The following is a 12,977-nucleotide window of genomic DNA, read 5'->3' as shown; positions in this document are numbered from 1 at the left end:
GTCGTCCTTCGCAAGCGCGCGCCGCATATGTCGAGGAGGCGAGCATGCGCGAGCATCGTGAAGTCAAGACCGAGGTCCTTCGTGACCGCATTCTGCAACTGGAATCGGAACATGGCGATCTGGACCGCCTGATAGACAGGATGTCCGACACCCCGGACTATGACGATCTCGAACTGCAGAGGCTGAAGAAGCGCAAGCTCAAGGTCAAGGACAACATCCTCCTGCTGCAACTGCAGCTGGACCCCGATTCAACGAAGACTTCGGACGGGCACGCCTGATTCCAGGTCCTGGCAGGCGCCGGGGCGCGGCAGTCGGCGAGTTGCGCCGTTCCGGACCGAGCAGGAACCGCTTGCCTTGAATTCAACGACCGTTTCCCGTTCCCGGCCCGCGCGCGAAGGCGGCGCGCCGGAGGCCGACGCGCGCGCGACGCAAACAGCCGCTGCACCCATGTTGAGCGCCCGCCGCGCCGCCGAGCTCGAGGAGCTCTTCGCGGCCGACGGCTTGCTCGCCCGCGAGATCGACGGCTATCGCCCACGCGCTGCGCAGATCGAAATGGCACGCGCGGTCGCGGCCGCGATGGAAGCCGCCGCGCAATCGCTGCCCGATCCCGCGACGTTCGAACTCCAGTCGCGCCCGGCGCGGCGGGTCGAGCGCGGTGCGCCGGCGCAGCCCGGCGCCGAGGAAGCGGCGCGCGCCGCTGGCGGGAACGGCGATAACACGCTGATCGTCGAGGCGGGCACGGGCACGGGCAAGACCTATGCGTACCTCGTGCCGGCCATGCTGTGGGGCGGCAAGGTGGTTGTCTCGACGGGCACCAAGCACTTGCAGGACCAGCTCTTCGCGCGCGACATCCCCACGGTGCGCGACGCTCTGGCGGTGCCGGTGAGCGTGGCGATGCTCAAGGGCCGCGCCAACTATCTGTGCCATTACTATCTGCAGCGCACGGCCGACAACGGCCGGCTGCCGTCGCGCCAGGAAACCGCGTATCTGCAGGAAATCGTGCGCTTCGCGAAGATCACGCGCTCGGGCGACAAGGCGGAGCTCGCGAGCGTGCCCGAGACGGCGGCCGTCTGGTCGATGGTGACATCGACGCGCGATAACTGTCTTGGCCAGGAGTGCCCGCATTACAAGGACTGCTTCGTGATGCAGGCGCGCCGCGAGGCGCAGCAGGCCGACATCGTGGTGGTGAATCACCATCTGTTCTTCGCCGATATCATGCTGCGCGACACCGGCATGGCCGAGCTGCTGCCGAGCGCGAATACGATCATCTTCGACGAAGCACACCAGTTGCCCGAAACGGCAACGCTCTTTTTCGGCGAAACGCTTTCGACTGCGCAGTTCCTCGAGCTCGCGCGCGATTGCGTGGCCGAAGGCCTGAGCCACGCGCGCGACGCGGTGGAGTGGGTCAAGCTCGGTGCGGCGCTGGAGCGCGCTGCGCGCGACGTGCGGCTCGCGTTCAAGGAAGATTCGCTGCGGCTTTCGATCACGCAGTTGCCCGAGGATCACCCGCTCTTCGATGCGCTCGACGCGCTGCAGACCGAACTGGGCACGCTTGCCACGGCACTCGCGGGCCAGGCCGAGCGCGCCGAATCGATCGGCGCGTGCCTGCGCCGCGCGCGCGAGCTGCAAGGCATCCTCGCGGGCTGGACCGCGCCGCAAAGCGCCGCGCCGGCGCGCGAAGCACGTAAGGCCGACGCGGACGGGCAGGACGAAAAGGCTGACGCGCCGGACGACGCGGACGAGAAAGTCCGCTGGGTCGAAGTGTTTTCGCACACGGTGCAGCTGCACGAAACCCCGCTTTCCGTGGCGCCGATCTTCGCCAAGCAGCGCGCCGGTGTGCCGCGCACGTGGGTCTTCACGTCGGCCACGCTGTCGGTGCGCGGCGACTTCACGCACTACGCGGCGCAAATGGGCCTGAGTTCGCGCCGTTCGATGACGCTGCCGAGCCCGTTCGACTATCCCACACAAGGGCTGCTTTACGTGCCGCGCAACATGCCGCAGCCGTCGTCGCCGCAATTCACCGACGCCGTGTTCGACGCGGCGCTGCCGGCGATCGAGGCGTCGGGCGGCGGTGTCTTCATGCTATGCACGACGCTGCGTGCCGTCGACCGCATTGCCCAGAAGCTGCGCGACACGATCGAGGCGCGTGGCTGGAACACGCCGCTGCTCGTGCAGGGCGACGCGAGCCGCACGGAACTGCTCGAGCGCTTCCGCGCCTATGGCAATGCGATCCTCGTGGGCAGCCAGAGCTTCTGGGAAGGGGTGGACGTGCGCGGCGATGCGCTTTCGCTCGTGGTCATCGACAAGCTGCCGTTCGCGCCGCCCGACGATCCGGTGCTGGCGGCGCGCCTTGATGCGCTGGCGAAGAAAGGTCTGAGCCCGTTCGCGGTCCACCAGCTCCCGCAGGCGGTGATCACGCTCAAGCAGGGCGCGGGGCGACTGATTCGCGCGGAAACCGACCGCGGCGTGTTGATGATTTGCGACACCCGTCTCGTTGACAAACCGTATGGACGACGTATCTGGCAAAGCCTGCCGCCGTTCAAGCGGACCCGGGAGATCGAAGTGGTGCAGGCGTTCTTCGAAGAGAAGAACGAGGAAGCAGGGGAGCCTGGCGAAGCGCGTTAAGTCTCGTGCAGTTTCATGCGCACCGCATAACAAAAAAGCCACGAACGTGAGTTCGTGGCTTTTTTGCTTGCCCGCCGTATGTCTGAAGCGCGTTTGACGCAAGCAGCAGACCGCACGACGGTTCGCTGCGATACCCCCACCGGGACCGAGGTCCCGGGTGAGCGTCGCGCGAACGCAACTTACTGGCTTGCGCCCGAAGCAGCAGCCGGAGCCGAAGCGCCTGCGTCCGAAGCAGCAGCGCCAGCGTCCGAAGCAGCGGCGGTAGCCGAAGCAGCAGCGTCGCTCGCAGCAGCAGCAGCGCCCGAAGCAGCAGCTGCCGAATCCGAAGCAGCAGCAGCCGGTGCCGAAGCAGCAGCAGCATCGCTAGCCGGCGCAGCAGCTTGGTCGCTGCTCTTGTTGCACGCAGCGAGTGCAACAGCTGCCAGCAGGGATGCTACGAGGAGGGATTTCTTCATGATCACGTCCTTTTATGGTTAAAGGTAAGCAACAGCGCAAAATAATACCGGTAAATGTGCCCCAACACCGACCTGAGCCGCTGGTGGAGACGCACTGCAAGAGCGTGAATCTTCCCTACGGCCTGGCCGGAAATTATAGGCACTTTCGTATCGACCGTCGACAAATCCGGGGACAATACGTTGTCTTTCTCATACAAGCACTATTTTAGTACGGTATAACAGTCCGAAGCGCTTAGGCAAGCACCCCGGTCCGAATCCAGCCCGCACGATACCACTCGTGTAGCAACGCTGTCACACACGAATCGTGTGAGAGTGTTACAAAGCGTTTCCCGTCCATAGAGCGCCTGTCGGCCAGTGCCGGCAGCCACTTTCTTGCTTCTTTGAGCAAGTACTGTTCCCCGTTCAGGTAATACGACCGCGAATCGTAAAGCAGGATTGTCCTGCGGTCGAGTGTTATCCCATTTTTTGCCGCTCGCGCAACGAAACGGGCTTCGTCGAGCGGTTTTTCGGGGGCGTCGAACACCACATTGGCTTTCGGTTCGGACAGCCACGAGCCCACGAACGAGGACACGTCGGCGTCGCTCCAGCGCACTTTAGCAAGCACGCCGCCAACACGCTCTACGAGTGCCGGAGGAAGCTGCGCGGGATGCGCCACGGCCGGCTGGTCGGGGTCGCGGTAAAGCGTGGGCTTGCTGTTGCCATTATCGGCGCCGCGCTCGGCGAGCCAGTAAAGAAACTGGCTCGTCAATTCGTTCGTGGAAGGAGAACGAAAGCCGATCGAGCACGTCATGCATTCGCCTTCGGCGATACCGTCGTGCGCAATGTGCGGCGGCAGGTACAGCATGTCGCCCGGCTCCAGCACCCACTCTTCTTCAGGCTGGAAGTTCGCGAGAATCTTGAGCGGCAGGCCTTCCTGCAGCGAGAGATCGCGCTGCGCGCCGACGCGCCAGCGGCGCTTGCCGTGCACCTGCAGCAGGAAGACATCATACGAATCGAAGTGCGGGCCGACACCGCCGCCGTCCGATGCGTACGAGATCATGAGGTCGTCGAGCCGCGCGTCGGGGGCGAAGCGAAAGCGCTCGAGCAGGGCGCGCGCGCGGTCGTCGTGCAGGTCGGCGCCTTGTACCAGGAGCGTCCACTGGCGGGTCTTCGGCGTGGGCAGTTCGTCCGGCGAGAACGGGCCGTGTTCGAGCGCCCAGCGGCGGCGAAAATGCGTGATGAGACGCGACTCGACATCGTCGCTGTCTGCGAGCGCGAATAGGGCTTCGCGCGAGAGCGGCGCTTCGATGTCGGGAATCGCCTGGCGGATCAACAGCGGCTTTTTCTGCCAGTATTTGCGCATGAACTGCGCCGGCGTCAGGCCGCCCAGAAGCGGCGTGGCAACATCGGGCGCGGGGCATGCCAGGGGGAGGGAGGCGCGCCGCTTGCGCGCGTCCACCGGGTGGTCTGGGGACCGCTTCGGCATCGTATAATGTGGTCTGTAATCTGGAGGATCGAATGAAAATTGCAAAGGACACCGTCGTGTCGGTCGCTTACAAGCTATCGGATGCGCAGGGCAATCTGATCGAGGAAAGCGACGAGCCGATGGTCTATCTGCACGGCGGCTATGATGGCACGTTCCCCAAGATCGAGGAAGTGCTGGACGGGCAGGAGCCGGGCTTCGAGACCCAGATCCAGCTTGATCCGCAGGACGCCTTCGGGGAATACGATCCCGAGCTCGTGAAGATCGAGCCGCGCAACCGCTTCCCCGAGCCGCTCGAAGTCGGCATGCAGTTCGAAGGCACGCCCGAAGAAGGCGACGAAGATCTCGACACGCTTATCTATACGGTCACGGACGTCGCCGAAGACAAGGTCGTGCTCGATGGCAACCATCCGCTAGCGGGTATGGCGCTGCGTTTCGCGCTGACGGTCAAGGAAGTGCGCACCGCCACTGAAGACGAAATCGAACATGAGCACGCGCATGGCGCGGACGGCCTCGAAATCATCGACGAAGACGAAGAAGACGACGGCGAAGAAGGCGCCTCGAAACCCACCCTGCACTAAGCGCCGCTCAATGCACGAAGCCGCCTGACGCCGGTGCGCCGGGCGGCTGCAGTTGGTCAGGCGGCTGGCCATTGCCGCCGCCGTTTCCACCGCTGTTTCCGCCGCCGTTTCCACCATCCAGGCCGTTCTGGCCGTTCGAATCGTTCCGACCGTTGAGTCCATTCTGGCCGCCCTGCGTGGGCCACGCCGGCACCAGCACGCCGTTCCCGGCCGGCGGCAAGCCGGGAGGCACGGCGGTTCCCGATGCGCCAGGCGTTACGGGCGCGACGTCGGGCGACTGCGGCATGCCGGGAATCTCGGTCACATCCGGCATTGACGACACTTCGGGCATTTCCGGCATCGCGGGCGACGATCCGGCGCCGGGCGTATACGGTGACGGCTGCGCGGGCAACAGCGGCAGATGTTTCGGTACATCGCGCACGCTCACGCGCAGCGGCGTGCGGCGCGCCATGTCGGCGTCCACCTGCAGCCATTGCGTGAGCGGATCGCGCAGTGAGAACGCGATGCGCGTAACGTTTTCTATCCTTGTGCCCTTGTCGTTACGCAGCGGCTGATCGATCGTGAAGCCATGTGCGAGCTTCGAGTCGTCGGCATTCACGATGATGATCTGGCCGCGGAAAATCTCGGCGAGCTTCACGAGGTTGCGGCGCAACTCGAGATAGCCGTCGCGCGGCGCACGGTGAAAGCGCAGCCACGCGAAGCGGTCGGGACGCTCGTAATGCTCGGGCATCGCGTTGCCTTGCATGAAGATGACGATCGCGCGCGCGTTGCGGCGCTTCGCATACTCTGCCGCATGTTCGAGCCAGAAGCCGTTGGCGATCACGCGGTCTTCGAACTCGCCATTGCGCCCGCCTGCATTGAGATAGTGATTGTTGCCGTCCGGCACATTCAGCCCGATAAATACGGTGTCGCCGAGTTGCCAGCGCACGTTTTCCCGATACGGCCGGAAGCGCGAGACTTCGCTCTCGCGCGTGAGCGTCAAGGGGGTTTGGCCGAGCGCGTTAGGATCCGAGAAGAAGTTCTGGCGCAGGAAGTCGAGCCGCTCGGCGGGATCGTAGGCGCCCGAGCCGTTCATGCCGCAGGTGACCCAGTCGCGTTCGCCGGGCACGAACACGAGCGGCGCACGTGACGCATCGAGCAGGTCGTGACGGCGCTCGTAGAGATGGTCGGCACAAGTTTCGTGTGCGCCTTTGAGATTGCCGTCGTAGACCGTGAAAGCGACTTGCGGATCGCGCCCGATGGCGTCGATGAGCCGCTGCGCCGACGCTTCCTCGGACTGCGAGGTGAGCGCGTTCGCCACGACCGCGAAGGCATAGCGAGGCGCCTGCGCGAACGCCGCGAGCGGCGAACCCAGCGACGAAGCCAGCATCAACGCGCACGACGCACGGCGCATAATTTTCAGATAGCGCGAGCGGGGACTGCCGCGGCCTGCCGGTTGCGGTGGCCGCGGCGGCGTCGCGAGGCGACGCTCAGCGTTTGGCGTCCGGCGCCGTGGCCAGCTCATGCAGTTCGTACAACAGGTCGAGCGCGTCGCGCGGGCGCAGTTCGTTCGGATCGAGTTCGCGCAGCCGCTGTGCAACGAGTGACGCGCCAAGATCTTCCTCAACCGGCGCGGCGCGATCTTCCACGAATGGTGCGTCGTCGTCATACTCGGCGGCGGGGGAGGCGAACAGGTCGAGTTGCGGCGTGGGCTGCCCCGCCGATTGCTGCTCCAGATGCACGAGATGCTTGCGCGCGGCGCGTATCACGGCGGCGGGGACACCCGCGAGCTGCGCCACTTGCAGGCCGTAGCTCTGGTTCGCCGGGCCTTCCTGCACTGCATGTAGGAAGACGATGCCGTGGCCATGCTCGACGGCCGAAAGATGCACGTTCGCCGCCTGGGCAAATTCGGCCGGCAGCTGCGTGAGCTCGAAGTAGTGCGTGGCGAAGAGCGTATGGCAACCGTTGTGCGCGAGCAGATGCCGCGCGATGGCCCACGCGAGCGCGAGGCCGTCGAACGTCGACGTGCCACGCCCGATCTCATCCATCAGCACGAGGCTTTGCGGCGTGGCGTCGTTGAGAATGGCCGCGGCTTCGGTCATCTCGACCATGAAGGTCGAACGTCCGCCCGCGAGGTCGTCGGCGGCGCCGATGCGCGTGAAGATGCGGTCGATCGGCCCGAAGCTGGCGCGTTTTGCCGGCACGTAGCTGCCCACGTAAGCGAGCAAGGCGATGAGCGCGGTCTGCCGCATGAAGGTCGATTTACCGCCCATGTTCGGGCCGGTGATGAGCAGCAGCTTGCGCTCGGCCGAAAGCAGACAGTCGTTGGCGATGAACTGCTCGACCTGTGCTTCGACCACGGGATGGCGGCCTTGCTCGATCTCGATGCCGGGCGCTTCGGTAAACGTGGGCGCATTCCAGTCGAGCGCGCGGGCGCGTTCCGCGAACGCGGCCAGCAGGTCGAGTTCCGCGAGTGCGGCGGCCACGCGCTGGCAATCGGGAATGAATGGCAGCAGCGATTGCAGCAGCGCGTCGTAGAGCGCCTTTTCGCGCGAAAGCGCGCGTTCCTGCGCCGAGAGCGCCTTGTCCTCGAACGTCTTCAGTTCCGGCGTGATGTAGCGCTCGGCGTTCTTGAGCGTCTGGCGACGGCGATAGTCGTCGGGAACCTTGTCGGTCTGGCCGCGTGTGACTTCGATATAGAAGCCGTGCACCTTGTTGTATTCGACGCGCAGATTGCCGATGCCGGTACGGGTACGCTCGCGCGTTTCGAGGTCGAGCAGGAACTGGCCACAGTTCTCGGAGATGTCGCGTAGTTCGTCGAGATCCGCGTCGTAGCCGCGTGCGATCACGCCGCCGTCGCGCACCATCGCCGCCGGTTCGGGCGCGACCGCGCGTTGCAGGAGCGCCGCGCACTCGGCGGGCGGTTCGAGCGCCTCGGCAATGTGCGCGAGCGACGTGGCCGCGCCGCTTGCGGCGGCGACCTGTTCGCGCAGCGCGGGCAGCGCGGCAAAGGTGTCGCGCAGGCTCGACAGATCGCGCGGGCGCGCGGAAAGCAGCGCGAGGCGCCCGGTAATGCGCTCGACGTCGGCGATCTGGCGCAAGGCGCTGCGCAACGTCTCGACGCTCGCGTGCGGCGGCGCCTCGAGCAATGCGCCGATGGCCTGCTGGCGCATTTGGGCGATCGCGGCTTCGCGCGGCGGGTGATGGAGCCAGTGGCGCAGCAAGCGGCTGCCCATGGCCGTACTGCACGTGTCGAGCAGCGAGCAGAGCGTGGGCGATTCGGTGCCGCGCAGCGTTTCCGTGAGTTCGAGATTGCGGCGCGTAGCCGGATCGAGCCCGATGTATTCCGATTCCGCTTCGACCTTCAGGCTGCGCACGTGGCGCAGTTGCTGGCCTTGTGTGGCCGCCGCGTAGAGCAGCAGCGCGCCCGCCGCGCCGCATGCGCTCGTGAGCGTTTGCGCGCCGAAGCCGTCGAGGCTCGCCACGTCGAGCTGGTCACACAGGCGCTGCTTGCCCGAGCCGACGTCGAAGTGCCAGGCCGGCACGCGCGTGAGCGCACCCGAACCGGGCGGCGGCGCCCAGGCGGCGGTTTCCGCCGGCATTTCCGCGACGAGGATTTCCGCGGGCCGAATGCGCTCGAACGCCGTGGCGACCTGTTCCGGCGCGACTTCCGCGAGGCGCAACGCGCCGCTGGCGAGATTGAGCCACGCGAGGCCCACGTTGACGGTCACGCCGCGCCGGTTGTGGCCGGGGCAAACGGCCATGAGGTAGACGTCGTTCTTGTCGGAGAGCAGGGCGGCGTCGGTCAGCGTGCCGGGCGTCACCACGCGCACGACCTTGCGCTCGACGGGACCCTTGGAGGTGGCCGGGTCGCCGATCTGTTCGCAGATCGCCACCGACTCGCCCAGCTTCACGAGCTTCGCGAGATATTGCTCGACCGCATGATGCGGCACGCCCGCCATCTTGATCGGATTGCCCGCCGAGGCCCCGCGCTGCGTGAGCGTGAGGTCGAGCAGGCGCGCGGCCTTCTCGGCGTCTTCAAAGAAGAGCTCGTAGAAGTCGCCCATGCGGTAGAACACGAGCGTGCCCGGATGGTCGGCCTTGATGCGCAGGTACTGCTGCATCATGGGAGTGTGTTGCGCGATCTCGGCTGCGCCTGCGATGTGTGTAGCCATCCTCGGTGTCTTGCTAGGGGTTCAGGGCGTGAGTTTAACGCGCGCCGATTGCATGTAAAGCCAGCCTTTCGGCTAACGCCGTCACAACTGCTTCCGTCATTCGTCGACCAGCGCCTGCAGGTCCACGGTGCGCGCGTTTGCCGCACTGTGCCGCATGGCGAGCCAGATCATCGTGGAAACGAATACGCCGAACACGACGATGATCCACTGCACGGGGACTTTCGCGGTGAGCAGCAGCGCATACGCGCCGAGCATGAGCAGCACCGCGAGATTCTGGTTGAAATTCTGCACCGCGATCGAGTGGCCCGCCGAAAGCAGCGTCGCGCCGCGATGCTGCAGCAGGGCGTTCATCGGCACGATGAAAAAACCGGCGAGCACGCCGAGCAGCACCATCAGCGGGTACGCGAAAAGCAGATAGAAGGGCACGATGAACGTGCCGAAGCGCACGCCAACGCCTTGCGGAAAGAGGCCTTTACTGTAGAACGCCATGCCGATCGCCACCGCGCCGCACAGCACGCCCACGGGCAGTACGCGCAGCGAGGCGCGCAGCGACACCCATGCGGCTGCCGCGCCCGCGCCGAGCGCGATGCCGAGTCCCGTCACGCCCTGCATCACGGCGGCTTTCGAGAGCGAGAGTCCGAGATTCGCGTCGGCCCACTTGAGCACGAGCAGTTGGAGCGTGACCGCTGCGCCCCACATCAGGGTCGTGACCCAGAGGGCAATCTGCGCGAGCTTGTCGGTCCAGAGCACGTTGAAGCTATGCGTGAAATCGCCCATGAGACGCGCTGGCTCCCTGAGCCGGTTCTCATAGCGCGCGCCCGTGTCGGGAATGCCGATGTTGATGAGCGCGGCGAACACATACGTGATCATCACGGCGAGCATCGCGAGGTCGGCGGCCGAATGGATGACCGGCAACGGATGACGCGCGACGAAACGGTCGGCGTAAGTCGAAACGAGTGCGCCGCCCATCATCGTGCCGACGATGGTGGAAAGCACCGTGGCCGATTCGAGCCATGCATTGGCGGCGATGAGCTTTTCGGCGGGCAGCAATTCCGTCAGGATTCCATACTTTGCGGGCGAATAGGCCGCCGCGCCGAAGCCGACCACGCCATACGCGATCATCGGATGCACGCCCGCGATCATCAGCAGACAGCCGCACGCCTTGAGCGCGTTCGAGACGAACATCACGTGGCGCTTTTGGAGGGCGTCGGCGAACGCGCCCACGAAAGGCGCGAGCAGCACGTAGGAGATCGTGAAAAAGATCTGCAGCAGCGGCGTCACCCAGGCGGGCGATGCAATCACCGTGAGCAGCGCAATCGCCGCGATGAGGAGCGCGTTGTCGGCGAGCGACGACACGAACTGCGCGGCGATGATCGTGTAGAAGCCTTTTTTCATCGGATGCGTGCGTGGTCCTCTTGCAGCAGGGCGACGGGCGAAACAAAAAAGCGGCCGAAGCCGCTCGATGCGCATGCGTGGGCGAGGCGTGGCCTGGCGCGCGCGCTCCACGCGTCGCGGTGGAACAAGGTGTGCACCGCGACGCGCATGGGCGCTTACGCCGCCTTGGGCACGCGCGTGTACTTCGAGAGGATCGGCACCATCTGTGCGTAGATCTTCGGGTTGCCCGCGACGACTTCGCCCATGTGCAGGAAGTCCGAGTCGCCCGTGTAGTTGCCGATCAGACCGCCGGCTTCCGTCACGAGCAGGCCGCCCGCGGCGACGTCCCACGGATTGAGGCCCTGCTCGAAGAAGCCGTCCATGCGGCCGGCGGCGACGTTGGCCAGATCGAGCGCGGCCGCGCCCGGGCGGCGCAGGCCCGCGCACGCGTTGGTCATTGCGGCGAACAGCTCGCAGTAGCTGTCGAGGCCGTCCTTTTCGCGGAACGGGAAGCCGGTGCCGATCAGGCCGTCGGCGAGACGGTCGCGGCGGCCCACGCGAATGCGGCGGTCGTTCAGGAACGCACCGCGACCGCGCGAGGCGGTGAAGAGATCGTTGCGCGTCGGGTCGTAGACCACGGCCTGCGTGACGAGGCCCTTGTGCGCGAGCGCGATCGACACGCAGTAGTACTGGAAGCCGTGGATGAAGTTGGTGGTGCCGTCGAGCGGATCGATGATCCACTGGTACTCGGACTCGTTATCCGACTGGCCCGATTCCTCGGCGAGGATGGCGTGGTCGGGGTAGGCGGTCTTGAGCGTTTCGATGATGGCGGCTTCGGCCGCCTTGTCGACTTCCGTGACGAAATCGTTGTGCTGCTTCTTCGCGACCTGCACGAGGTCGAGGTCGAGCGACGCGCGGTTGATGATCTGTCCGGCGCGGCGCGCGGCCTTGACAGCGATGTTGAGCATGGGATGCATGAGCCAGGATCCTTGTTGTCCGGCGCTCGCGAAGGCTGGATGCGCGCCGGTGGTGCAAAAGATAAAAGCGTCTAACGATTGAACAGGGCGCGGGCCTCGAGCGGACCTGCGGAACCTGTCCCGTCAACGGAGACGAATTGGATAAGAGCGGGGCGCGGCGGCGCTGTTTGTCAGCGACTTGCCGGGCGCCTGGCGGGCAGCAACACGGCTGCACGATTCGCCCGACGCGCGCGAAACCGCCATTTTACCCGAGTATCGGCGTCTCCATGGCTTCTCTCGGGCTGGATATCGGGATTTATATGGAGATGGCGTTCGGTCAGCCTGGCCGCCCGGGCAACCGTGGTGCACGGCGGCCTGGCGCGGCAGGCGGCGCATGTGCGGACATCGCCGCGGCGCTGGGCGCGCTAACATAGACATTTCAATATCCTTTTCGCGGTTAGAGAACTATCTTGGCGCACCCCGATTCACCTGATTCCCACGCAACTTCCCACGCTACGGCGCCGGCTTCAGGCGACGCTCACGAGCCGCTGCGCGGCGGCTTCACGTCTACCCGCTTCGTGCTCGTCGAGCCGAGCCACCCCGGCAACGTCGGCGCGGCCGCGCGCGCGCTGAAGACCATGGGATTCTCGCGCCTCGTGCTGGTGGCGCCGCGCGTGCCCCAGGTCCACTGCGACCCGGAAGCTGTGGCCATGGCGAGCGGCGCCGACGACGTGCTCGCGGCTGCCCACATCGTGCCGACGCTCGCCGACGCGCTGGCGGGCGTGCAATGGTCGCTCGCGCTCACGGCGCGCACGCGCGAGTACGGGCCGCCGCCTGCAGTGCCGCGCCAGGCGGTGCAGGACGCCTGCCGCCAGGCGGTGCACGGCGGCGATATCGCGCTCGTGTTCGGCAACGAGCGCACGGGGCTGTCGAACGACGACGTCGAGCGCTGCAGCGCGCTTGCGCATATTCCGGCCAATCCCGCCTATAGCTCGCTCAATCTTGCCCAGGCAGTCCAGGTGCTCGCCTACGAACTGCGCCTCGCTTACCTCGGGGAAAGCGCACCCGCCGCCGCGCTGCCGGCGGCTGGCGGTGCGGGCGGCGCCGCCCAGCCTGCTGCCGGGTCGCCGCTCGCGACGAGCGACGACATCGAGCGCATGTACGTCCACCTCGAGAACGCGCTCATCGCGCTCGAGTTTCTCGACCCCGCGAATCCGAAGAAGCTGATGTCGCGCCTGCGGCGGCTGTTCGCCCGCTCGGGGCTCGAGCGCGAGGAGGTCAATATCGTGCGCGGCATCGCCAAGCACGTCCTGCTGCTCAAGGGCAAAGGCGACGGCAAGGGCGAGAACCGCTGATCCTCTGCGCCAGCG

10 protein-coding genes are annotated in these 12,977 nt (G+C 65.9%); 4 read left to right on the top strand and 6 right to left on the bottom strand.

Annotation, left to right across the window (positions count from 1 at the left end; all coding sequences use genetic code 11):
- Positions 1 to 44 precede the first annotated feature (44 nt).
- Positions 45 to 278, top strand: a complete 234-nt coding sequence (locus tag A3CW_RS0113950) for a DUF465 domain-containing protein (protein WP_028204122.1) — start codon at positions 45 to 47, stop codon at positions 276 to 278.
- 76 nt (positions 279 to 354) lie between these two features.
- On the top strand, positions 355 to 2,625 hold the full coding sequence (locus A3CW_RS0113945; protein ID WP_028204121.1) for an ATP-dependent DNA helicase: 2,271 nt from the start codon (positions 355 to 357) through the stop codon (positions 2,623 to 2,625).
- Between the two features lie 179 nt (positions 2,626 to 2,804).
- On the opposite strand, the gene A3CW_RS54550 is transcribed toward A3CW_RS0113945, so the two are convergent.
- Both A3CW_RS54550 and A3CW_RS0113940 read right to left on the bottom strand, forming a co-directional pair.
- Positions 2,805 to 3,080 carry a hypothetical protein gene (locus A3CW_RS54550; RefSeq protein ID WP_081771656.1) on the bottom strand — a complete coding sequence of 92 codons (276 nt, stop codon included), beginning with the start codon at positions 3,078 to 3,080 and terminating at the stop codon, positions 2,805 to 2,807.
- A 232-nt stretch (positions 3,081 to 3,312) separates the two neighbouring features.
- A complete protein-coding gene (locus tag A3CW_RS0113940) occupies positions 3,313 to 4,545 on the bottom strand; it encodes a ribosomal protein uL16 3-hydroxylase (RefSeq protein ID WP_028204120.1) in 1,233 nt (410 codons plus the stop codon).
- A 32-nt stretch (positions 4,546 to 4,577) separates the two neighbouring features.
- Here A3CW_RS0113940 and A3CW_RS0113935 point away from each other — a divergent pair, with 32 nt between their 5' ends.
- Entirely contained in the window at positions 4,578 to 5,123 is a 546-nt protein-coding gene (locus A3CW_RS0113935; RefSeq protein WP_028204119.1) for an FKBP-type peptidyl-prolyl cis-trans isomerase, read from the top strand.
- 7 nt (positions 5,124 to 5,130) lie between these two features.
- Here A3CW_RS0113935 and A3CW_RS46245 read toward each other — a convergent pair whose 3' ends face one another.
- From A3CW_RS46245 to A3CW_RS0113910, 4 genes are all read right to left on the bottom strand, one after another.
- Complete coding sequence (locus tag A3CW_RS46245; protein WP_154677936.1) at positions 5,131 to 6,492, bottom strand: hypothetical protein; 1,362 nt, start codon at positions 6,490 to 6,492, stop codon at positions 5,131 to 5,133.
- Positions 6,493 to 6,592: 100 nt separating this feature from the next.
- Positions 6,593 to 9,277 carry a DNA mismatch repair protein MutS gene (gene mutS / locus A3CW_RS0113925; protein WP_028204118.1) on the bottom strand — a complete coding sequence of 895 codons (2,685 nt, stop codon included), beginning with the start codon at positions 9,275 to 9,277 and terminating at the stop codon, positions 6,593 to 6,595.
- 96 nt (positions 9,278 to 9,373) lie between these two features.
- Positions 9,374 to 10,672, bottom strand: a complete 1,299-nt coding sequence (gene lplT, locus A3CW_RS0113920; RefSeq protein ID WP_028204117.1) for a lysophospholipid transporter LplT — start codon at positions 10,670 to 10,672, stop codon at positions 9,374 to 9,376.
- Positions 10,673 to 10,827: 155 nt separating this feature from the next.
- On the bottom strand, positions 10,828 to 11,628 hold the full coding sequence (locus A3CW_RS0113910; protein WP_028204116.1) for an inositol monophosphatase family protein: 801 nt from the start codon (positions 11,626 to 11,628) through the stop codon (positions 10,828 to 10,830).
- Between the two features lie 527 nt (positions 11,629 to 12,155).
- On the opposite strand from A3CW_RS0113910, the gene A3CW_RS0113905 reads away from it, so the two are divergent.
- On the top strand, positions 12,156 to 12,962 hold the full coding sequence (locus A3CW_RS0113905; RefSeq protein WP_028204115.1) for an RNA methyltransferase: 807 nt from the start codon (positions 12,156 to 12,158) through the stop codon (positions 12,960 to 12,962).
- The last annotated feature ends 15 nt before the right edge of the window (positions 12,963 to 12,977 follow it).

The organism is Paraburkholderia nodosa DSM 21604, from assembly GCF_000519185.1.
Taxonomy (GTDB): domain Bacteria; phylum Pseudomonadota; class Gammaproteobacteria; order Burkholderiales; family Burkholderiaceae; genus Paraburkholderia; species Paraburkholderia nodosa.
This window is presented reverse-complemented; position numbering and strand designations above follow the sequence as displayed.

Excerpts from the sequence above, each read along its gene's own strand:
- A3CW_RS0113950 (WP_028204122.1), top strand. The coding sequence starts at position 45 with ATGCGCGAGCATCGTGAAGTCAAGACCGAGGTCCTTCGTGACCGCATT.
- A3CW_RS54550 (WP_081771656.1), bottom strand. The coding sequence starts at position 3,080 with ATGAAGAAATCCCTCCTCGTAGCATCCCTGCTGGCAGCTGTTGCACTC.
- A3CW_RS0113940 (WP_028204120.1), bottom strand. The coding sequence starts at position 4,545 with ATGCCGAAGCGGTCCCCAGACCACCCGGTGGACGCGCGCAAGCGGCGC.
- A3CW_RS0113935 (WP_028204119.1), top strand. The coding sequence starts at position 4,578 with ATGAAAATTGCAAAGGACACCGTCGTGTCGGTCGCTTACAAGCTATCG.
- A3CW_RS46245 (WP_154677936.1), bottom strand. The coding sequence starts at position 6,492 with ATGCTGGCTTCGTCGCTGGGTTCGCCGCTCGCGGCGTTCGCGCAGGCG.
- mutS (WP_028204118.1), bottom strand. The coding sequence starts at position 9,277 with ATGGCTACACACATCGCAGGCGCAGCCGAGATCGCGCAACACACTCCC.
- lplT (WP_028204117.1), bottom strand. The coding sequence starts at position 10,672 with ATGAAAAAAGGCTTCTACACGATCATCGCCGCGCAGTTCGTGTCGTCG.
- A3CW_RS0113910 (WP_028204116.1), bottom strand. The coding sequence starts at position 11,628 with ATGCATCCCATGCTCAACATCGCTGTCAAGGCCGCGCGCCGCGCCGGA.